The organism is Amycolatopsis balhimycina FH 1894, from assembly GCF_000384295.1.
Lineage (GTDB): Bacteria > Actinomycetota > Actinomycetes > Mycobacteriales > Pseudonocardiaceae > Amycolatopsis > Amycolatopsis balhimycina.
Map to the genome: position 1 here is coordinate 386,256 of NZ_KB913037.1, position 20,812 is coordinate 407,067.

Here is a 20,812-nt window from a genome sequence, read left to right on the forward strand (position 1 = left end):
CATGACCAGCACTGAGACCATCGAGGCGCTGCGCGCCGAACTCGTCGAGCTGCTCGGCGAGCGCGGCGTGAGCGCCGACCTCAAGACCCGCGAGCGCGCCTCGGTCGACGAGGCCACGATGAGCCCCATCCTCTCCGAGCAGCTCCCGCTCGGCCTCGCCGACCTCGTGGCCTACCCGGCGAGCGCGGAGGAGATCGCGGTGGTCGTGGCCGCCGCGACCCGCCACCGCGTCCCCGTCACCGCACGCGGCAAGGGCACGGGCAACTACGGGCAGGGCATCCCGCTGCACGGCGGCCTGATCCTCGACACGACGCGCGCCCGCGCCGTCGTCGAGGTGGGCGACGGTGTCATCACGGCCGAAGCCGGCGCCTCCCTGGCACTTCTGGAACGAGCGGCCGACGCGAGCGGCCAGCAAGTCTGGATGTATCCGTCGACCGCGCAGTCCACCCTGGGCGGCTTCCTCTCCGGGGGCTCGGGCGGCACGGGGTCGATCGCGCACGGCACGAACTGGGAGGGCTTCGTCGTCGCGCTCGACGTCGCCCTCCCGGGTACCGAACCGGCCCTCGTCCACGTCGAGGGCGACGACGCACGGCCCTTCGTGCACACCTACGGCACCGCGGGGGTGATCGCCCGCGCGACGGTCCGGCTCGAACCGGCCCAGGACTGGCGGGCCGTCTACGCGAGCTTCCCCACCTTCGAGGAGGCGCTCGGCGCCGTGCGGACGCTCCGTGAGATCGAGCCCCTGCCACGGCTGGTGAGCGCGGACCGGGCCGCCGTGGCGGAACGGCTCCCCGCGGACCCGGCGATCCCCGCCGGGCGCGCGAGCCTGCGCGCGATCATCGACGCGGTGGCACTCGATGCGGCGTCGTCGCTCATCTCCGTCGCCGGCGGCTCGGTCGAAGACGTCCGCGAAGGGGTCCAGCAGACGATCAAGGTTTCGATGCTCTCCTACAACCACCCCATCTGGTGGCTCAAGAAGAACAGTCCCGGCAAGGACTACTTCCACGTCGAGGTCGGCGGCGAGGCGCTGATCGACCGCATCCACGAGGTCGAGGCCGTGTACCCCGGTGGCATCCTGCACATCGAAGCCGCACATCACTTCCCCATCGGGATGCTCGTCGCGGAATACACGGGCGCCGAAGACGTCTACGCGGGATACGCGAAGCTCGTCGAACTCGGCGTGCGCGTCCACAGCCCGCACCAGTTCTACGTCGACCACGGAGTCGAGGAGCTCCTCGCGCTCAAGGAACGCACCGACCCGGACGGGCTGCTCAACCCCGGCCACCTGGGCGTGCCCGAACTCGCCGTGACGCTGCCCGCGCAGGCCAAGATATGAACCGCGCCATCGCCGAACTCGCGGGCCCGTCCCTCGCCGACCGGATCGGCCGGGAATCGATCGTCGTCCTCCCCACGGGCGCGATCGAGCACCACGGGCCGCACCTGCCGCTCAGCACCGACGCCTTGATCGCCGAAGCAGTGGCCGGCGCCGCCGTCGAACGCGCCGCCGCCGAGGGCATCGACGTCTGGCAGCTCCCCACGCTCACTTACACGAAATCGGACGAACACAGCTGGGCGCCCGGCACGGTCTGGCTCGACGCCGAGACCCTGTTGCGCACCACCGTCGAAATCGGACGGTCGGTAGCGCTCATGGGCGCCGGGACGCTCGTGTTCCTCAACGGGCACGGCGGAAACGTCGCGCTCCTCCAAGTGGCGCTGCGGGAAATCCGCAAACGCTCCGGGCTCAAGACCTTCCTCATGCCCTCGCTCGTCCGCGCGGCCCCGCCCGCGGGTGAAGGGCTGGACGAGCGGGAGCTCGGCATCCACGGCGGTGCGGCGGAGACCTCCCTCGTCCTGCACCTGCGCCCCGACCTCGTGGACCTCTCGCGGGCCGAGCGCTGGGTGCCCGAGCACCTCGCGGACTTCCGGCACATCGGATTCAACGGGCGTCCCGTGAGCTTCGGCTGGCTGTCGAACGACTTCGGCACACCCGGCGTCGTCGGAGACCCGACGCAGGCGACCCCGGCCTACGGCGAGGTGCTGTGGGAAGCGTCCGTGCACCAGGCAGTCGAGTCCCTCCGCGAGATCGCCCGTTTCGAGCACAACTTCAGCCCGGGGAAATGAGGCTTTGCGTGCCGCGCAGGCTCCGGTAGAAAGCGCGGTGCCGGTCCGCCGCCGCGGCCCAGGTGTAGCGGCGGGCCCGCGCCCGGCCGGGCGCGGGATCGACGCCGTCGAGCGCGGCCCGCAGCTCTCGCGCGAAGCCGGGCGGGTCGGCGGCGAACCGGGCGGCGCCGCCGAAGACCTCGCGCAGCACGGGCAGGTCGCGGGTCACCACCGGCACCCCGGCGGCGAGGGCCTCCATCGCGGCCAGCCCGAAGCCCTCCTTGGTGGACGGGAAGGCGAACACCGCCGCCGACGCGACCAGTGACGGCAGTTCGTCGTGCGCGACCGGACCCAGCACGACCGGCTCGATGCCCAGCTCGGCGGCGCGCTTCTCCCAGCGTGTCCGGTAGTCGCGGTAGTCGAAGAGCGTCTCGCCGCCGGCGATGAGCAGGCGGACATCCGGTTCGGCCAGCAGCGCGTACGCCTCCAGGAGGTCGAGTGAGCCCTTCCGCGGCTCGATCCCGCCGACCGCCAGTACGTACCGGCCGCGCTCCGCGGTGCGCGGCGCGGTCGCGAAGCGGTGGTAGTCGACGCCGTTGGGGATGACGGCTGCCTCGAGGCCCCAGCCGTCGCGGACCTCGGCGGCGACCGACGCCGAGACGCAGATGTGCGCGTACGGCCGGACGATCGCGCGTTCGTGGCAGGCCGCCAGCTCGGGCGTGGTGAAAGTGTCCAGGTGGTGGATCGTCCGGATGCACCGGTCGACGGCGTTCGCGCTGATGCAGTCCTGCGCGTGCACGACGTCGTAGGCGTCCGGGGTGAACGCCGCGCGCAGCACGGCGATGGACCGCAGGATCCGCTCGCCGACGGACTCGTCCGCGACGTCGGGGAAGGGGACGATCGCCAGCCGCACCCGCGGGTCGACCGGGCGGAAGAAGCCCGCGTCGCCGCCGCGCCCGAGCGTCCACACGGTGACGTCCTCGCCGAGGTCCGCCAGCGCCTCGGCCAGCGCGAGGGTGTGCACGACCCCGCCGCGGGGTTTCGTCGAGTAGCTCAGCAGGGCGATGCGCATCAGGCCTCCCGGTAGACCTCGGGTTTCCGTTCCCCCAGGTGGTGCAGGACGCGCCGGGCGTTGGCGATCTCCTGCGCGACGTCCAGCTCGGCCACCGCGATCCCGGCCTTCGACCACGTCCGGGCGAGGATCTCGCCGCCGGGTCCGACGACCTTGGCCTGGCCGAGGAACCGCATCCCGCCCATCGCGCCGGTCTGGTTCGACGACACGAGCACGACCTGGTTCTCCGCCGCCCGCGCCTGGTCGTAGAGGTCGAACAGGCGCGACTGGCGATCTTGGGCCATCCGCGGCGCGCGGTTGGTGATGCTGGTCGGCCAGGCGCTCAGGCAGGCGACGATGTCGGCGCCGTCGACGGCCAGCGACCGGGCCGACTCGGGGAACGTCTTGTCGTAGTCGATCAGCATGCCCAGCCGCCCGACCGGCGTGTCGAACGCGGCGAACCGGTCACCCGCCTCGTAAGCGATGCTCTCCCCCGGCGGCTGGTGGACCTTGCGGTGCCGCCCGAGCACGCCGTCACCGGTGACGCACACCGCGGAGTTGTAGCGCCGCGGCCCGTCGGCCTCGCAGTAGCCGACGCAGACGACCATCTCCGCGGCGAGCGACCGGACGGTCTTCAGCTCCGCGCAGTCCGGGTCGAGCGCCGGCGGCAGCGCGTCCGGGTCCGGATGGCGCAGGTCGGCGAGGTAGCCGCCGAGGGCCGCGTCCGGCAGCACCAGCAGCGCGGCACCGGACGAGCGCGCGTGGTCGATCAGCGTCGCGATGCGCTGGAGGTCGAAGCCGAGGTCGCGGCCGAAGTGCGCGGCCACGGCGGCGATCCGGGTCTGCCCCATTCACGGGACACTAACCGGGTAGGCGTCGGGCCGTCGGTCGGCCAGGTGGCCCATCGACCGCCGGGCGGTGACCAGCGCCTCGTGGACGTCCAGCTCGGCGATCGCCATGCCTTCGGCGACGCCGGTGTCGGCGACGACCTCGCCGCCCGGGTCGACGACCTTGGCGCTCGCGACGAACCGGAGGTCGCCGAAGGTGCCGGACTGGTTGGCCGAGAGCCAGACGATCTGGTTCTCCAGCGCGCGGGCCCGGTCGAACAGGTCGAACCGGCGCTTCCAGCGGTCCTCGGCGAGGTCGGCGGCCGGCTGGGTCCGGCTGCCGGGCCAGGCACTCATGCACACGACGATTTCGGCGCCGTCGAGGGCGAGCGCCCGCGCCGATTCGGGGAACGCCTTGTCGTAGCAGATCATCATGCCCAGCCGTCCGACCGGCGTGTCGAAGGCGGCGAACTCCCGTCCGGCGCCGTAGCTGGCGTTCTCGGCCAGGGGCTGGTGGACCTTGCGGTGGTGGCCGAGGACACCGTCGCCGGAAACGCACACCGCGGAGTTGTACCGCCGCCCGCCGGCCAGCTCGCAGTACCCGGCCGTGACGACGAGGTCGCCGGCCAGCGCGGCCAGCCGCTTCAGCTCCGGGCCGTCGGCGGCGAGCGCGGGCGGGCCCTCGGCGCCGCCGTCGAGGTTGGCCAGGTAGCCACCGAGCGCCGCCTCCGGCAGGGCCAGCAGCCGGACGCCTTCGGCCTTCGCCTCACCGATCAGCTTCTCGATGCGCGCGAAGTCGCCCTCGAGATCGCGGTCGAACGGCGCGGCGACCGCGGCCATCCTGAGTGTCGTCATGAGTTCCCCAATCCGGTGACGCCGCCGTCGATGGCTCGCGTCAGTTCGCCGTCGGGCCAGCGCAGCGTGACGCCGGCCCCCGGCACCAGCTCGCCGCACTCGGCGGTGACCGCCGGGCCCGCCGGCGCGGGCGTCCCCGTGGTGAGCATCGCGAAGCCCGGGAAGCAGGTCAGCCAGTCCCCTGTGGACGCTCCGGGCGGCCGCGGCACGCGCTCGACGTCCAGTAGCGCGCCGCAGCCGGACGCTTCGGCGAGCATGCCGAGGGTGCCCGCGATCCCGGCCATCGAGACGTCCTTGGCCGCGTCCGGTCGCACCGCCGCGACCGAGCCGAGCAGTTCGCGCAATTCGGGCGTGCGGCGGAAGCTCGTCGAGTCCCACTGGCGTCCGGTGTAGCCGGGCCGCCAGCCGCCGCCGAGGTCGGCGGTGAGCCAGACGCGCTGCCCCGGCTTCCCGCCACCTCCGGGCACGGGGTCGGCGGTCCGGCCCAGCGCCGTGACCGACAGCGAGGCCGGGACGCCGAACTGCGTGTGCCCGCCGAGCACCGGCACGCCGTACGCCTCGCTCGCCTTCCGCAGTCCACTCAGGACACGGGCGGCGAAGGACGCGTCACGGGCGCCGAGCGCGTCGAGCAACCCGGTCGGCGTGGCCCCCATCGCGGCCAAGTCGTTGAGGTTGACCAGCACCGAGCACCAGCCCGCCCACTCCGGGTCGCGCTCGACCATGGCCGGGATGATCGCGTCGCAGGCCGCGACAACGTCGGTGCCCGGCAGCGGGACGCCGTCGTCGCCGACGAAGCCGGGCACGCCGGTCATGCCGCGCAGCAGCGGCCCGAGTGCGGCCTTGGTCGCGCGGGCCAGCGCGGCGATCCGGCCGATCGGCCACCGCATCAGCACGTGCTCGCGGCCCGCGACGGTCACCGGCCGCACCGGCTGCCAGCCGAGCCGGGCGAACAGCTTTTCGGTGCGGGTCTGGACGGTGGCCTCGAACCGCAGCGCGCCCTCGGCCTCGGCCCGCGCGCAGGCCGCGCGGACCAGGGCCGAGCCGATCCCCGGTGGCGAGCCGGGGGCGACGACCAGGCGGCCGCCCTGCCACCAGCCCAGATCCGGGCCGTCCGTCGCCGGGCCGAGCCGGACCCCGCCGAGCACGGCACCGGCCGCGTCGCGGGCGACCAGCACGATCGTGCGCGGATCGGCGTCGTGGTCGTCGAGATCGTGCCCGGCGAAGAGGCCCTGTCGCGACACGAACGCTTCGTGTCGCAACGCGCGATACGCCGTCAGTCCACTGCGGTCAGCTTCAGAGATGTGGAACGCCGGGCGGGCGGCGACGCTGCGGACGTCACCCAGCAGCGCGAGGATGTCGTGGTCCACGTCAGCCTCCCGCCGCGCTCAGCAGGCCGCAGGCCCCGCACGCGGCACAGCCCGCGCCCTGGTCGGCGCCGGTCATCCCGGCGGCCCGCAGCAGCGCCGCGACCCGGCTCGTGACGTCGGCGACCAGCGAAGGCGAAGGCGCGGTCGCGCCGTCGCGGCGGGCGAGGGTGCCGAGCATCGGCCGCATCGGGACGACGAACGGGTAGACGCCCAGGTCGATCAGCCGCCCGGCACCCTCGACCAGGTCGTCCGGGTCCTCGCCGAGGCCGATCAGCAGGTAGGTCGAGACGCGGTTGCGGCCGAACACCCGGACCGCCTCCGCCCACGCGGCCTCGTACTCCGCCAGCGGTACGGTCGACTTGCCCGGCATCCAGCGCTGCCGGACGTCGTCGTCGAGGGACTCGACGTGGATGCCGATCGACGTCGCCCCGGCTTCGCGCAGTTCGGTGAGCACGCCGAGGTCGCCCGGTGGTTCGATCTGCACCTGGATGGGCAGGCCCGGGACGGCGTCGAGCACCGCCCGGACGCACCGGACCAGGTGCCGGGCCCCGCGGTCCGGCCCGGCCGTCGTGCCGGTCGTCATCACCATCTGCCGGACGCCGTCGAGCCGCACCGCGGCCTCGGCGACCTCCGCGAGCTGCTGCGGCGTCTTCGCGGCGACGGTGGACCCCGACCGCAGCGACTCCTCGATGGTGCAGAACCGGCAGCGCTGGTCCTCGGCGTACCGGACGCAGGTCTGCACGACGGTCGTCGCGAGGACGTCCTTGCCGTGCAGCAGTGCGATCTTCCGGTAGGGAATTCCGTCCGAAGTGGACAGATCGTAGAACCGCGGCCGCGCCACCGGCGTCACGCTGAGGCCGAGGTCGACCGGCCCGCGGTGGATCCGGCCGTCGCGGACCTCGTACGGGCTGTCGGGGTTCAGCGGCAGCGTCGCGTTGGCACCGTCGACGACCAGGTGGCCGTCGTCGCTCGGCCCGGCGCCCTTGCTGCGCCGCACAGGTGCGTCCACCCGCACCCCGCGGACGGCGATGTCGGCGCGGGTGTCCAGAACTTCTTCGATGCCAACGCGCACTACGGCTCCTAGAACATGTAGGTGGAGTTGATGATCGCGCCCTTGCGCGCGTAGTGGATCAGCGCGTCCTGTACATCGAGGGGGTGCGTCGGGATGACACCCTCGATGAGGTCCTCCTCGCGCGCACCGTGCAGAGACAGGCCGAACCGGCAGCAGTAGGCCTTGCCGCCCTCGCTGATGAACGTCTTGAGCTGGTCGTTGATGTTCAGCTCGCCCGGGAACGCGGCGTTGCCGGTGGTCGGGAAGCCGCGGGTGGCCAGGCAGTTCAGCGAACCCGGGCCGTAGAAGTAGATCGCGGCCTCGAAACCCTTCCGCAGCGCGCGGGTCGCCTGCAGGATCGCCACGAAGCTCACCGACGACTCGTGTGCGATGCCGTGCACGAGCGTGAAGTAGCTCTGGCCGGGTTCGGCCTGGTAGTCCGGGAAGACCTTGGTCCCGCCGTAGATGTTCGACCCCTGCGGCAGCGACGGGTGCGGGATCTCGTCGAGGCTGGTCTTCTCGGTTTCGGTCAGCTCTGCCATCGGTCTATTTCCCTTTCTTCGGTCCGTACAGCACGTCGAACGTGCCGCGGAAAACCAGGTCGGCGAGCTCGCCGTCACCGGCCGCGGTGGCCAGCTTCGCGAGTTCGCCCTCGTGATCGCCCCATGGCTCGTCGGAAGCGAACAGCACGCGGTCGTGGCCGAAGCCGCGGCGTGAGATCTCCTCGACGAGCCAGCGCGGCGTGAAGCCGATCGCCCAGGACAGGTCCGTGTAGACCTGCTTCCCGGCGGCGATCCAGTCGAAGAAGCGGCCGCCGGCGAGCTTGATGTGCCCGCTCATCCCGCCGCCGAAGTGGACGAGGTGCAGCTTGACGTCGCCGGCGTAGGCGTCGACGAGCTTGCCGACCTCGTCGATGTCCGACGCCGCACCCGGCGAGGTGTGGACGTGCACGACGAGGTCGTGCTCCCTCGCCGTGGCGAAGATCCGGTCCAGTTGCGGCCGGCAGGCCGGGTCGGCCGCCCGGCCACCCAGCAGGAAGCTGAGCTTGAGCGCCCGCACGCCTTCTTCACCCGCCAGTTTCAGCGCTTCTTCGGTGCGGCCGGCGTCTTCGGCGCGCGGAGACACCCAGAGCGCGGCGCTGATCCGGTCGTCCTTGCCCGCCGCCTCGACGCAGAGCTCGTTGAAGGAGAACGCGATCGCCGGGTCCGGGACGCCGTAGTTCGGGATCACCAGCGCGCGCTCGGTGCCTTCACGGTCCAAATCGGACAGCAGCTCCCCGATCGTCGCACGGGCGCCAATCGCCGGGGCGACCGGCGGTCCGCCGTAGAACGGGTACGCCGGCAGCACGCCCAGGTGCCGGTGGGCGTCGTTCGTCCACTTCGGTGCCGCCATCACGCCACCGTCCGGGGCGCGACCCAGTCGTCGTCGGCCGGGTAGGTGCTCACCGGCGTGCCGGAGAGCCACCGGACGTCGGCGCCGCGGCCGACCCCGGTGATCCGCCGGGTCAGGTACTCCGCGTCCGCCGCGACACCGCAGAACCGGCCGGAGCCCCAGGTGTGCTGCCACGGCAGGCCGAGGAAGTACAGCCCAGGGCAGCTGGTGACGCCGCGGTGATGCGTCGGGTAGCCCTTGCCGTCGAACACCGGGACGTCGATCCAGCGGTGGTCGCGGCCGAAGCCGGTGCTCCAGACGACCGCCGAAAGCGCTTCCACGTCGAGGGTGCGAGGCCCCTCCGGCGGTTCCCACACCGGCTTGTAGCGTGCTTCCCGCGGCGCCGCGATCCCGCGTTGGGCGATGAAGGCATCTATCGAGTCCTTGATGCCTTCGGACACAGTGTCTGCGGCGTCGAGGTTGCGGCGCAGGTCGTCCGCGAAGCTCAGTTGTCCACTTCGGATTGTGTGGAGCCTGCCGTAGAGCTGCATGCCCTCGGTGGCGAACGCGCGCAGATCGATGTCGTGCCCGCCGTCGCGGCCGGTGACATAGTGGTTCGCCCGGAACCGCACGGCATCCGCGTCGGCGAACTCGTCGATCCCCCGCGCGTAGTAACCCATCTCGTCGAGCCACGCGACGACGTCGCGGCCGCGGTAGTGCCGGGCCACCCGCGGCGCCGCCCCGACGGCCAGGTGCACCCGGCGCCCGGCCAGGTGCAGGTCCTCGGCGATCTGGCAGCCGGACTGCCCCGTTCCCACGACCAGGACTTCGCCGTCCGGCAGCTGCGCCGGGTTGCGGTACTCGGCCGAATGCAGCTGGACGACGTGCTCGGGCAACCGCTCGGCCAGCCGCGGCTTCAGCGGCACCTGATACGGACCGGTGGCCAGCACGACGTGATCGGCGGTCAGCTCACCGGCCGACGTCGTGAGCCGGAACCCGCCCCCGGGCAGCTGCCGCAGCCGCGTCGCTTCGACGCCCTCGTGCAACGGGACGTCGAACTCCTTCACGTACGCCTCGAGGTAGGCGACGATCTCGTCCCGGACCATGAACCCGTCCGGATCCCCGCCCGCGTAGGGGAACCCGGGCAGCCGGCATTGCCAGTTCGGCGTGACCAGGCAGAAACTGTCCCAGCGGCGGGTCCGCCATTCGTGCCCCGCGCGCTCGCGTTCGAGCACCAGGTGCCCGACCCCGGCGGTGCTCAGACAGTGGGACATCGACAGTCCCGCCTGGCCGCCGCCGACCACGATCACCGGCCGATGCAGGCCGTCGAGCTCGAAGTTCATGCCGATCAGTGCACCGGCGAACCATTTCCGGACGGTTTCATCCGGAACATCGGCATGTTGCCGGGCCGCCGCCGCGTGACAACTTATCTCCGGCGGTGGTTAACATCGCCACGGTCACCTGGGGCAGGCGCGTCACTGCCGGCAGGCCAGGGAAGACCTGCCCCGTTTGCAACTGAGCTGAATTCAGTTAGGCTCTCGCGGTCGTCATCCGCGCACCACCGCCGCTGCCAGGAGACCCAGATGTCGTTCGTGCTGATCCACGGGGCAACCCTCGGTGCCGCCTGCTGGGACCGGCTGATCCCCCTGCTCGACGGCGACGCGCTGGCCGTGGACCTGCCCGGCCGCGGCAAACGGGCCGGCACCGACGTCAGGACCGTCACCCTGGACGATTGCGCCAAGGCCGTCGCAGCGGACGTCCTCGAGCGCGACCTCACCGACATCGTGCTGGTGGGCCACTCGTTCGGCGGCGTCACCGTCCCGCGGGTGATGGCCCTGCTGCCCGAGCGGATCCGGCACGTCGTCCTGCTGTCGGCCGTGGTGCCCGAAGACCGCACACGCGTGCTCGACCAGATCGATCCGGACGTGCGAACCGCCGTCGAAGCCGGCATCACGGGAGGCGTCTACTCGGTCGGCGTCGAGGCGGCGCGGACCATGCTGTGCAACGACGCCGACGAGGACCAGACCGCCTTCATCCTCGGTGGGCTGGTCGATGACGCCGCGGCACTGCTCACCGAGCCGGTGGACCTGGCGGGATACGAACTCCCCATCCCTCGCACCTATGTCCACCTGACGAACGACCAGTGCTACCCACCCGAGTTGCAAGCCAGGTCAAGCGAACGCATCGGCGCCCACGTCGTCACGCTCCACGCCGGCCACATGGCATCGGTGACCATCCCCGGCCAGGTCGCGGCCCTCCTGAACGACCTGAACCGCGCCGGCTCCCGACCGTGAAGACAACCTGAAATCAGTTTTGTTCCGGGCGCTTACCACCCGGGTGCTTGGCCGGTACGTTAGTTATTGGTCAATCACTAATAGAGGAGCGCACATGAGCGGCACCCTGGTTCCCGAGCGGCGATCGGCCGCGCAGCACGCCGTCGCCGAGCACCTGCGGCTGGTGGCAGCCGGCCGGATCGCCGAGTGGGTCGACCTGTTCACCCCGGACGGCATCCTCGAGTTCCCCTACGCCCCGGCCGGCGTTCCCCGCCAGGTCCGGGGGCGCGACGCGCTGCTCGCCCACATGAGCCAGTTCCCGGACACCTTCGACGTGCGGTTCGTGAACCTGGTGTTCCACGAGACCACCGATCCGGCGACCGCGATCGCCGAGTTTGGGTCGACCGGACGAGCGGTGGCCACGGGGAAGCCCTACGAGCAGACCTGCATCTCGGTGGTCTACACCGACGACACCGGCCGGATCATCCGCTACGTCGATTACTGGAACCCGCTCGTCGCCATCGAAGCGCTGGAACCCCACGCCGCGCCGCGTGATTGACTGTCGTCATGCCCGCCCCCGGCTCGAGCAAGAAGGGTGACCAGCGCCGCCGAGTAATCCTGGAGGCCGCGGTCGCGTGCTTCGCGCGCAAAGGCTTCTACGGGACGACGACCCACGAGATCGCCGAGCGCGCCGGCATCTCGCAGCCGTACGTCTACCGTCTGTTCGCCGACAAGCAGACGCTCTTCGCTCGCACTGTCTTCCACGTGTCCGAGTTGATGGCGAACACTCTGGCCGCCCACGTCGCCGAGGCCACCCCGGTCCTCCGGTCTCCGGAAGCGGCTCTGCGTGCGGCCCGATCGGCCTACGGCGCACTGATCCAGGACCGTGACGTGCTGCGATTCCTCATGCAGGCCAACTGCGCGGCCGACGAGCCGCTGATCGGCGAGGCCGTGCGGACCTGCTATGCCAAGCAGGTCGAGCTCGTCCGCGAACTGGTGGGATCCGACGACGAAGCCGTCCGGCACTGGTTCGCCGCCGGCATGCTCGAAAACGTCACGCTCTCACTCGGCCTCGCGGACATCGACGAGCCTTGGGCGCGCACTCTCAGCGGCCACTGAGCCGCGAAAGTTCTGCCCGATTCTCCCCCACCTCACGAGAGTTCCGCGCAGAACCGCCGCCCCTTGGCGGGAGTTTCCTTGTGCGGACCGGCTCGCCTCAGTACGTTCGGCCGCTACGACCCACCAGGAATCATCAGCGACGGAAGGCACCGGCCTGAGGCAACGGACGACCTGTTGCGTGGTCGGTGGCGGCCCCGCCGGGATGATGCTCGGGCTGTTGCTGGCTCGCGCCGGAGTCGACGTCACAGTCCTGGAAAAGCACACAGACTTCCGGGACGACTTTCGCGGCGACACCGTGCACCCCGCCACCGTGGATCTGCTCGACGATCTGGGCCTGGGCGAGCAGTTCGCCGCGTTGCCACGTTCTCGCGTCACCGAAGTGCTGCTGCCCGATCGGTCCGGCGGGTTCGAGCGCATCGGCGACTTCGCGGCGCTGGCCCGATTCGGTGTCCGGCACCCCTACATGACGATCGTGCCCCAATGGGATCTGCTGACCCTGCTCGCGGACGCCGGGCGAGCCGAGCCGGCCTTCCGGCTGCGGATGGGCACCGAAGCGACCTCCGTCATCAAGGAACACGGCCGGGTCGTCGGCGTTCGTTACCGCGCGAACGAGGATTCCGGCGCGCGCGTCGACGGTGAGATCCGGGCGGACCTCACCGTGGCCTGCGACGGACGGCACTCTGTCCTGCGCGCCGCGTCCGGCCTGCCGGTCACCACGTACCAGGTCCCGTTCGACACCTGGTGGTTCCAGCTCTCCCGGCGGGCCGACGAGCAAAGCGGCGTGCTGACGCGGACCGCCGGGCGGGGACGCTTCGCGGTCGTCATCCCCCGGCCCGGTTACTTCCAGATCGGTTACGTCGCCGCCAAAGGGACCGACCGGCAGTTGCGGGCTCGCGGCATCGCGGCGTTTCGGGACGACATCGCCGAACTCCTCCCGGACTACGCCGGCCGGGTCGGCGAACTGGTGTCGATGGACCAGGTCAAGCACCTCGACGTGCGGCTCAACCGGCTACGCCGCTGGCACACCGACGGGCTCCTGTGCCTCGGCGACGCCGCGCACGCGATGTCGCCGGTCGGCGGCATGGGTGTCAACCTGGCCGTCCAGGATGCCGTGGCGGCCGCGACCGCACTGGCCGGACCACTGCGCCGGGGCACGGTCGGCACGGCTGACCTCGCCCGGGTGCGCAAGCGCCGGCTACCGGCGACCATCCTGGTCCAGACCTTGCAACGGATCATGCACACGGACCTCGCCCGTCCGCTCGCGACCGGAGGCCTGGCCGGACCGGCCGGGCCGCTGATCGCCGCGGCTCGGCGGTTCCCGTGGGTGCAGACCTTGTCCGTGTACCTCGTCGGCGTCGGGTTCCGCCCCGAACGGGCACCGGCCTTCGCCCGCCGCGCGCCGGCGGGGGCAGCTCACGGAAACATTTCGGAAAGCCCCTGATCGCCGGGCACGCCGAGCTTCCAGAACACGAAGGCGGGCTCCTGCTGCACCTTGGCTTCCCGGCGCAGGCTGTCCCGGACCGCGGGGCCGAAGCCGAGGAGACTCGAGAGGGCACCGAAGATCGTCGCCGTGGGGGGTGCGGCGCTCGCCACCCCGCCGGCGACGGCGAAGCCGGCCGTGGCCAGGACGAACGGCAGGTCACGCAACACGGTGTTGCGCTGCATGGCTTTCTCGATGACGCGGATGTTCGGCCGGAACACCTCGTCGAAGACCCGGGCGACGTCGGCGGGAAACCGCTCCTCGTCCGGATCCGAGCCGATCAGGTCTTCGGTCAGCACGAGATGCCGCCGGAAGGCGTCGAACGCCTCGTCGTTACCCCGGATCGCGACCAGGTCCCGCGCCGGCACCTCTTCCAGGACCGGCCGGGTGAACGTGTCGACGAACGACAGCAGCCTCGTCCCGGGATGCAGGCCGTTCATCGCGTCCCGGGCCAGCCGCCAGTACGCGTCGGACGTGCTCCAGAACGTCCCGTCGACCGCTTCCGCGTGCAGCAGCCCGTTCCACGTGGTCAAGGACTGCAGGGTCAGCCGCGGCTCGACGGTGAACCGGGCTATCTCGGCCGGACCCATGCCGAACTCCGTCCACAGCTCGCGGTCCAGCTCGATCTTCTCGTGCTCGGCCAGCAACGGCAGCCGGTACTCGACCCACTGCGGATAGCTGTACACGTCGTAGCCGAGCATCTCCAGGTGGTCCTCGAGGTGGTCGGTGACCGCGCGCTCCACCGCGGTCACGGTCTCCTCGGCCGCCATGCGCAGCGGCCGGAACACGACGAACCCGGCCCGGACCAGCGGCAGCACCTCCCACATCCGGTCGAGCTGCGTCGCCAGGTGAGCCAGCAGCCGGGTGCCGGTCCCCCTGCCGAAGGTCCGCCGGTAGAAGTGGGCGAACCGCTTGATGTGGTCCTGCACGTACAGCAACGGGTCGTCGCAGATCACCAGGTCCGCGACCAGCACCGCGCTTTTGACCTCGGCGGACCAGTCGCGCCAGGGATCGAGGGCGATCACGGCGACCCGGCCCGGTTCCGGCCGGGGCTCCTCGCCGGGCGCGGGCCACGCCGCGTAGTGGGCGCGGAGCCGCTCCAGCGCCGATTCGGCGTTTTCGCGCTTGCTCAAGGACAACTCGAGTTCGGGGAGCAGTTCGTCGAGGAACCGGCTGTACTCGCTGTCCGGTGAGGGCATGCCGGCACTCTACGGCGGAAAACGCGGTGGCGGTGCGAGTCCGGCGATCCGCCGGACCTGGTGGAACACGCAGCTACCTGGTCCGGATGGTTCGCGCGCCAGGTGCCCTCCCGGGAACCGGTGGGTGCGGCGGCTCGTGCGGTGGTGGCAGTGCGAGCAGGGCGGCGATCACCGACACGGCTTCGCCGCCCTGGCTCCACACGGCCTCCTCGGCCGAATCGGCCCTCGTGCGGGCCGCCGATGCCTCGTGTTCACCGTGGATCTCGATCCGGTCGCTGAACCCCGGCCATCCGTACGTGCCCACGATGATCGCCAGCTCGCCGTGCCGGTCGCCGATGTGCTGGAACCGGAACCCGCGGGCGACGAGCGCGTGCAACCCCTCCTCGACGGTGGTCACCGGCGGTCCCGCTCGTCCGTGGCCGGCCGGGCGGTCTCGGCGGGCCGGCCGGCCGAGGCGTTCGCGCGGGCGTGCGCGGCCTGCGCAGACGGGACGCGATCGTGCGGTGTCCCGCCACCGCGGGCGTTTTCGACCCAGCGCACGGTCATGACCGCCGCCGCGGGCCGGTACCAGCGGTGTCGCGAAGACGGGGCACAGATCCTCCAGTTGCCTTGATGCGGCGGACCAGCATTCCCGGCCGGCCCGGCCCGGCGGGTTCCCGCCGGATGGGAGTTTTCGCCGGAGTTTCCGCGCGATCTCCGGCGCTGCCGCGGAAAGCGGTGATGCGCTACGGTGACCGACCGTCGGCGGTGTGTGGATACCTATTCGGTCTCGGAGCGGCGTCATGGGAACCAGCGGGTCGAAGCCCGGGAGCAAACCCGAACGGGAACGGCTCCGGCACCAGCTGCTCGCCGGCGGCTGCGGCCCGGCCCGGATCGCGGCCGAGATGGCCGGCCGCTGGCAGTTCAACCCACGCCAGGCCTGGCGGTACACCCACGGCCTGTCCCAGACGGCCGTCGCGGCGCGCTGCAACGACCTGCTCGGCGACGGCCGGGCACCGATGACCGGCAAACGGATCAGCGAATACGAGGCGTGGCCGCAGCGGGGCATCCGCCCCACCGTGCACGTCCTCGCCCTGCTCGCCCAGGTCTACGGCACCGTGCCCCGCGCCCTGCTCGGCGACGACGAACTGCCGTTGCTGCCCGAGTCGGAGCGGCTCGTGCTCGACCAGCTTCCGCCGCCCGAGGAGGAGGCCGCTCCGCCGTCGCCCGGATCCGGACGGCTCAGCGCCGCCGCGGTCCGCGCCGCCGCCCACGAGTCCGGGGCGCACGCCGAACGCGCCGAGGTCACCGAGGTCGGCGCGATCACGCTCGAACAGCTGGACCACGACGTCGTCGAGCTCGCGCGCACGTCCATCCTCACCCAGCCCGCCGAGATCTTCGGCGAGCTCGTCCGCGTGCGCGATCGCGTCTTCCAGCTGCTGCAGCGGCACGCCCACCCGGCCCAGCAGTCACACCTCTACCTGCTCGCCGGCCAGACGTGCGGGCTACTGGCGAACGCCAGCATGGAGCTGGGCTGTTACGGCGCCGCGGCCGAACAGTCGCGCGCCGCCTGGGTCTACGCCGAGATCATCGGCCACAGTGGACTCAAGGCGTGGTTGCGCGGCACCCAGGCGCTCATCGCGTTCTGGTCGGGAAACCCGCGGGAGGCGGCGCACCTGGCGAAGGCCGGCCGCGAACACCTGCGGCACGGCACCGGCTTCGTGCGGCTGTGCAACATCGAAAGCCGCGCCTGGGCCCACCTCGGTGACGTCCGCGAGACCCAGAAGGTGATCGGCATGGGTCACCACGCGCGTGAGCTCGTCACCGAGCCCGACGAGCTGCACGACCTCGTCGGCGGCGAATTCGGGTTCGACGAGGCACGGCAGTCCTTCTGCAACGCCGGCGCCTGGGTGCAGGTGGGCAAGCCGACGCTGGCGATCGAAGCCGCCGAACGCGCACTGCGCCTGTACGCGACGGACGCCGAACGCAGCCGCCGCTACGGCGGCGAGGCATCCACCCGGCTGGAGATGACCGACGGCTACCTGGCCGCACGCGAACTGGACGCCGCCGATGTCGCGCTCGACCCGGTGATCAGCACGTCCGCCACCGCCGGCGTCGCCCACCTGGCCACCCGCCTGTCCGGCATCTGCGCGACCCTGGACACCCCGCTGTACCGAAATTCCCGCGAAGCCAAAGAACTGGCCGAGCGGATCCGCGCCCACCCGGCGCTGGCCACCGGCTGACCGGGCCAAAACAGCGCTTCCCATCGGCCTCGGGGCCGCGGTCCACCTCGGGTGATGCCCGTGTCATGAGGGGCACCCTCATGGACACAAAGACCATGAGGGTGCCCCTCATGACTTTTCCGGGCCGGTCAGGCGGTGGCGGTCGATCTTGCCGTTGAGGCTCAGCGGCATGGTCGTGCGGTGTTCGAAGTGGCGCGGGAGCATGTGGATCGGGACCCGCGAACGCAGCCAGTGGTGGAGTGCGGCGGCAGGCAGGGGCTCGCCGGTGTAGATGGCGGTCAGGGCCGGTTCGCCGTCGGTCGCCGGGGCGAGCACGACGACCTGGTCGATCTCCGGGTGGGCGCGCAGGGCGGCTTCGATCTCGCCGAGTTCGACGCGGTGGCCGTGGATCTTCACCTGCTGGTCGAGGCGGCCGCGGTGGACGATCTCGCCGGCTTCCCAGCCGACGCGATCGCCGGTGCGGTACCAGAAGGCGTCCGTGAGTGGCCGCGAGCCGTCGTAGTCGGCGGCCGGGCCGGTGCCGTCGAAGAAGGTGAACCGGCCGATGTCGTCGCGGGGGTCGAGGTAGCCGCCGAAACGCTGGAGGCCGCGGACGCACAGTTCCCCCTCGGTGGCGGGCAGGCCGTCCTCACCGAGCACGACGGCGTCCAGGTGCGGGTACGGGCGGCCGATCGGCACGGTGCCGTTCGAGGTGCCGGGCCAGGCCGGGCGGTCGGCCGGGAGGCGGTAGCCGGTCACGGTGATGGTGAGTTCGGTGGGCCCGTAGATGTTGCCGATGGTGCTCGCCGGGGCGACCTCCGCCCAGAGCGAAGCCAGCTCGCGGGTGAGTGGCTCGGCGGCGAACAGGCTGTGCCGCAGGGTGTCCGCTTCTCCGGTGGGCAGGTTGCCCAGCTGCCGCGCGACGCCGACCACCGACGGGACGGCGAACCAGTGGGTCAGGCGGGCCCGCCGGATGTAGGCGACCGGGGTGAGCAGCTCTCCCGGATCGGGGGCGACCACGGTGGCGCCCGCCGCCCAGGCGACGAACAGGTCGAACACCGACGGATCGAACCCCAGCCCGAACGTCTGCGAAACCCGGCTGCCCGGTCCCACTTCGAACGCCTTGACCCAGTAGGGCACGTAGTCCGCGAAGTTGCGGTGACGGATCGGCACGCCTTTGGGCCGTCCTGTCGAGCCGGAGGTGAACAGCACGTAGGCCTCGTCGCCGGGACGACCCGAATAGGCCGGCAGCGCCCAGTCCTCGGTGACCGGCAGCTCGACCACGCGCGGCGCCCAGTCCGCGGGCTCGGCCGCCAGGACCAGCTCCAGGCCGGCCAGCTCGGCGATGTGCCGCAGGCGGCGCTCGGGCAGCCGCGGATCGAGGGGGACGACCGCGGCACCGAGCCTCAGCACCGCGAGGTAGCCCGCATACGCCTGGATGCCGCGGGCCGCGAGGAGGCCGATCCGCCGCGGAATCCGGCTATGGCGGGCCAGGACGGCTCCGGCCGTTCCCTCGGCCAGCCGGTGCAGCTCCCGATACGTCCAGCTCCGGCCGTCGGTTTCCACCGCGACGGCGTCCGGCCACCGGGCCGCGGTGTCCGCGAAGAACCGGTACAGCGTCATGCGGTCCCCACCCGTCCGGCCGCCATCCGCAGCACCGGCCGCGCGGCGACCAGTGCCAGCAGCAGGATTCCCGCGCCTGCCGCGAGGAACGGCGACCGCAAGCCTTGCGCACCGGCGAGGGCACCGGCGGCGAGGGCGCCCAAGGGCGCCGTCCCGGTGCCGATCAGCCGGTAGACCCCGTTGACCCGGCCGAGCAGTTCCGCCGGCACGTCCGCCTGCCGGAACGAAACGGTCAGCGTCTGGTACACCGCCGTGCCGAAGCCGAACACCGCGAACCCGGCGACCGCGGTGGGCGGCCAGGCGGCCAGGCCGAGGAGCATGACCGCCAGACCGGCGGACGCGAGCGAGGCCAGCGCGGCGCGGAACACGCCCAGCCGGGCGGCGAGCCTGCCGCTGAGCAGGGCGCCCGCGATCCCGCCCAGCGCCGCCGCGGCCAGGAAGACGCCGAACACCGCTTTCGGCAGTCCGAGCTCCTGCACGACGTAGAGCACCTCCACCGCGGCGATGCCGGTCACGAAGAAGTTCGCCATGCCGAGCATCACGGCGAGAGTGGTGAGCAGCCGGTCGGCCTTCAGGTAGCGGACGCCCTCGGCGAGCATCGCCCGCCAGGAAACCCTCGGCCCGGGACCGGACGCGGGCTCAGGCGCGGGTGCCGCGGTGCGGCGCACGGCCAGGAGCAGGAGCACGCCGAGGGCGAACGAGCCGCCGTCGAGCAGGAACGGCAGGGCCGCGAACAGGACGAACACGACTCCCCCGGCGGATTGGCCGATCGAGTCGCGGAAGACGAGCTGGGCCACGTGCAGCCGGCCGTTCGCCGCGGTGAGCCGCGCCGGGGGCACGACCTCCGGCAGGAACGACTGCGCGCCGACGGCGAACACGGCCTCGCCGAGACCGAGCAGGGCCGCCGCGACGCAGACGAGCGCGAGGTTCGCCGTGCCGGTCAGCACCAGCAGCGCCAGCACGGTGACGACCGCGGCGCGCGCGAGGTCGACGCCGATGAGCAGCCGGCGGCGGTCCACCATGTCCGCGAGCACCCCGGCCAGCGCCGAAAACAGCAGCGGGACGGCCATGGCGACGGTGACGAGCGCGAGCCGGAACGGGTCGGTGGTGAACGAAAGCGCGAGCAGCGGGATCGCCGTGTAGCGGACGCCGTCGCCGAACGCCGAGATCGCGGTCGCCAGCCACAACCGGGAAAAATCGCCGCGGACCGCCGTCGCGGACCCCGTCACGACGCGACCGTCCACTTCGGACCGAGCACGGTCATGACCGCCGACGCCGGCTGCGCCCGCGGAACCAGGTGGAACCGCTCGATCCCGGTGTCCTCGTGGCCGGCCAGCACGGCCGCGCAGGCGCACCCGGCCGGCGAGAACCCGGCGAAGCGGTAGCCGATCTCCATGATCCGGTTGCGGTCGGTGCGCCGGAAGTCGGCCACCAGGTGGACGTCCGCGGCGGCGGCCCGGTCGGCGAGCCACCGGAGGGCGACCGCGCCGACCCCGCAGCCGACCACCCGGCACGACGTCGCGAGCAGCTTCAGGTGCCAGACGCGCGGATGCCGGTGCACCAGGGCCAGGCCGACCGCACCCGACGGGCCGAACCGGTCGGTCAGGGTCAGCACCAGCACGTCGTGGTCCGGCTCGCCGAGCAACCCTCGCAAGGCGGCTTCGGAATACGGCACGCCGGTCGCGTTCATCTGGCTGGTCCGGCGGGTCAGCTCTTCGAGCCGCGCGAGATCCGTCTCGGTCGCGTGGTCGATCCGGAGCACGATGCCGAGCGAGCGCAGGAACTCGTCGTCGGGCCCGGCGAACTCGGCCCGCGCGGAGTCGCGCCGGAATCCCGCCTGGTAGCGCTCGCGGCGGTGGCGGGCGTCGTCGGTGATCGCGGCCGGGGTGAACTCGGGCCGCTGCAGCAGCTTCGTGGCCGCGGCGGCCGGGTAGGTGCGGACCTCGGGCAGTTCGAAGGAGACTTCGGCCAGTTCGGCCGGGCGGTCGTCGACGAAGGCCATCGCGCGGTGGGCGAAGCCCAGTTCGCCCGCCACCGCGCGGACCGCGTCGGACTTGCGGCCCCAGCCGATCTGCGGCAGCACGAAGTAGCCGTCCAGGCCGAACGCGGCGAGCCGGGCCATCGCCGGCTGGGGGTCGTTGCGGCTGGCGACCGACTGCAGGATGCCGCGGGCGTCGAGGCCGCGGACGACGTCGGCGACGCCGGGCAGCAACGCGACGTCGTCGCCTTCGGCCAGGGTGCCCCGCCACAGCGTGTCGTCGAGGTCCCAGACCAGGCACTTGACGGTTTCCACGC

The 20,812-nt window shown here is 72.0% G+C and carries 21 protein-coding genes; 7 read left to right on the forward strand and 14 right to left on the reverse strand.

All coding sequences use genetic code 11. The features are described 5' to 3' along the window. The first annotated feature begins 1 nt into the window (after window position 1). Window positions 2-1,336, forward strand: a complete 1,335-nt coding sequence (locus A3CE_RS0100870) for an FAD-binding oxidoreductase (RefSeq protein WP_020638172.1) — start codon at window positions 2-4, stop codon at window positions 1,334-1,336. Continuing rightward, a complete protein-coding gene (locus tag A3CE_RS0100875) occupies window positions 1,333-2,121 on the forward strand; it encodes a creatininase family protein (protein ID WP_020638173.1) in 789 nt (262 codons plus the stop codon). The genes A3CE_RS0100870 and A3CE_RS0100875 overlap by 4 nt, the downstream gene beginning before the upstream one ends. Here the strand turns inward: A3CE_RS0100875 and A3CE_RS0100880 are convergent. The 8 genes from A3CE_RS0100880 to A3CE_RS0100915 are packed head-to-tail and all read right to left on the reverse strand — an operon-like array spanning window position 2,105 to window position 9,965. Next, window positions 2,105-3,172: an MSMEG_0565 family glycosyltransferase gene (locus A3CE_RS0100880; protein WP_020638174.1), complete on the reverse strand. Its 1,068-nt coding sequence runs from the start codon at window positions 3,170-3,172 to the stop codon at window positions 2,105-2,107. The genes A3CE_RS0100875 and A3CE_RS0100880 overlap by 17 nt on opposite strands. Then, window positions 3,172-4,002 carry a carbon-nitrogen hydrolase family protein gene (locus A3CE_RS0100885; protein WP_020638175.1) on the reverse strand — a complete coding sequence of 277 codons (831 nt, stop codon included), beginning with the start codon at window positions 4,000-4,002 and terminating at the stop codon, window positions 3,172-3,174. Before A3CE_RS0100885 ends, A3CE_RS0100880 begins: the two co-directional genes overlap by 1 nt. Then, window positions 4,003-4,833, reverse strand: a complete 831-nt coding sequence (locus A3CE_RS0100890) for a carbon-nitrogen hydrolase family protein (protein WP_026468033.1) — start codon at window positions 4,831-4,833, stop codon at window positions 4,003-4,005. Continuing rightward, complete coding sequence (locus A3CE_RS0100895) at window positions 4,830-6,200, reverse strand: MSMEG_0567/sll0787 family protein (protein WP_020638177.1); 1,371 nt, start codon at window positions 6,198-6,200, stop codon at window positions 4,830-4,832. Before A3CE_RS0100895 ends, A3CE_RS0100890 begins: the two co-directional genes overlap by 4 nt. Before the next feature lies 1 nt (window position 6,201). Next, window positions 6,202-7,272, reverse strand: a complete 1,071-nt coding sequence (locus A3CE_RS0100900; RefSeq protein WP_020638178.1) for an MSMEG_0568 family radical SAM protein — start codon at window positions 7,270-7,272, stop codon at window positions 6,202-6,204. Between the two features lie 8 nt (window positions 7,273-7,280). Next, window positions 7,281-7,793, reverse strand: a complete 513-nt coding sequence (locus A3CE_RS0100905; protein WP_020638179.1) for an MSMEG_0572/Sll0783 family nitrogen starvation response protein — start codon at window positions 7,791-7,793, stop codon at window positions 7,281-7,283. A gap of 4 nt (window positions 7,794-7,797) precedes the next feature. Continuing rightward, window positions 7,798-8,643, reverse strand: coding sequence for an amidohydrolase family protein (locus A3CE_RS0100910; RefSeq protein WP_020638180.1), 846 nt, complete (start codon window positions 8,641-8,643; stop codon window positions 7,798-7,800). Continuing rightward, on the reverse strand, window positions 8,643-9,965 hold the full coding sequence (locus A3CE_RS0100915) for an MSMEG_0569 family flavin-dependent oxidoreductase (RefSeq protein ID WP_020638181.1): 1,323 nt from the start codon (window positions 9,963-9,965) through the stop codon (window positions 8,643-8,645). Before A3CE_RS0100915 ends, A3CE_RS0100910 begins: the two co-directional genes overlap by 1 nt. A 240-nt stretch (window positions 9,966-10,205) precedes the next feature. Between A3CE_RS0100915 and A3CE_RS0100920 the strand changes: the two genes are divergently transcribed. The 4 genes from A3CE_RS0100920 to A3CE_RS0100935 all read left to right on the forward strand — a co-directional run bounded on the left by A3CE_RS0100920 (window position 10,206) and on the right by A3CE_RS0100935 (window position 13,455). Beyond that, on the forward strand, window positions 10,206-10,916 hold the full coding sequence (locus tag A3CE_RS0100920) for an alpha/beta fold hydrolase (RefSeq protein WP_020638182.1): 711 nt from the start codon (window positions 10,206-10,208) through the stop codon (window positions 10,914-10,916). A 94-nt stretch (window positions 10,917-11,010) separates the two neighbouring features. After that, the gene (locus tag A3CE_RS0100925; protein WP_020638183.1) at window positions 11,011-11,454 is read left to right on the forward strand and encodes a nuclear transport factor 2 family protein; all 444 of its coding nucleotides are present in this window, start codon (window positions 11,011-11,013) and stop codon (window positions 11,452-11,454) included. Between the two features lie 8 nt (window positions 11,455-11,462). Next, entirely contained in the window at window positions 11,463-12,014 is a 552-nt protein-coding gene (locus tag A3CE_RS0100930) for a TetR/AcrR family transcriptional regulator (protein WP_020638184.1), read from the forward strand. Between the two features lie 154 nt (window positions 12,015-12,168). Then, window positions 12,169-13,455 carry an FAD-dependent oxidoreductase gene (locus A3CE_RS0100935; protein ID WP_026468034.1) on the forward strand — a complete coding sequence of 429 codons (1,287 nt, stop codon included), beginning with the start codon at window positions 12,169-12,171 and terminating at the stop codon, window positions 13,453-13,455. Here the strand turns inward: A3CE_RS0100935 and A3CE_RS0100940 are convergent. The 3 genes from A3CE_RS0100940 to A3CE_RS55960 all read right to left on the reverse strand — a co-directional run bounded on the left by A3CE_RS0100940 (window position 13,428) and on the right by A3CE_RS55960 (window position 15,239). Next, entirely contained in the window at window positions 13,428-14,693 is a 1,266-nt protein-coding gene (locus tag A3CE_RS0100940) for a hypothetical protein (RefSeq protein ID WP_020638186.1), read from the reverse strand. The two genes, A3CE_RS0100935 and A3CE_RS0100940, sit on opposite strands and share 28 nt — an antisense overlap. 73 nt (window positions 14,694-14,766) lie before the next feature. Continuing rightward, on the reverse strand, window positions 14,767-15,090 hold the full coding sequence (locus tag A3CE_RS49720) for a hypothetical protein (RefSeq protein ID WP_020638187.1): 324 nt from the start codon (window positions 15,088-15,090) through the stop codon (window positions 14,767-14,769). Continuing rightward, entirely contained in the window at window positions 15,087-15,239 is a 153-nt protein-coding gene (locus tag A3CE_RS55960) for a hypothetical protein (RefSeq protein WP_020638188.1), read from the reverse strand. Before A3CE_RS55960 ends, A3CE_RS49720 begins: the two co-directional genes overlap by 4 nt. A gap of 236 nt (window positions 15,240-15,475) precedes the next feature. Between A3CE_RS55960 and A3CE_RS49725 the strand changes: the two genes are divergently transcribed. Next, window positions 15,476-16,915 (forward strand): NsdA family TPR-like regulatory protein, encoded by a 1,440-nt coding sequence (locus A3CE_RS49725; protein ID WP_020638189.1) that lies wholly within the window; start codon window positions 15,476-15,478, stop codon window positions 16,913-16,915. A gap of 108 nt (window positions 16,916-17,023) precedes the next feature. Here A3CE_RS49725 and A3CE_RS0100960 read toward each other — a convergent pair whose 3' ends face one another. The 3 genes from A3CE_RS0100960 to A3CE_RS0100970 are packed head-to-tail and all read right to left on the reverse strand — an operon-like array spanning window position 17,024 to window position 20,810. After that, window positions 17,024-18,517 (reverse strand): AMP-binding protein, encoded by a 1,494-nt coding sequence (locus A3CE_RS0100960; protein ID WP_020638190.1) that lies wholly within the window; start codon window positions 18,515-18,517, stop codon window positions 17,024-17,026. Next, window positions 18,514-19,746: an MFS transporter gene (locus A3CE_RS0100965; protein ID WP_043791597.1), complete on the reverse strand. Its 1,233-nt coding sequence runs from the start codon at window positions 19,744-19,746 to the stop codon at window positions 18,514-18,516. The genes A3CE_RS0100960 and A3CE_RS0100965 overlap by 4 nt, the downstream gene beginning before the upstream one ends. Then, on the reverse strand, window positions 19,743-20,810 hold the full coding sequence (locus A3CE_RS0100970; RefSeq protein WP_020638192.1) for an HAD-IIIC family phosphatase: 1,068 nt from the start codon (window positions 20,808-20,810) through the stop codon (window positions 19,743-19,745). Before A3CE_RS0100970 ends, A3CE_RS0100965 begins: the two co-directional genes overlap by 4 nt. Window positions 20,811-20,812: the final 2 nt, after the last annotated feature.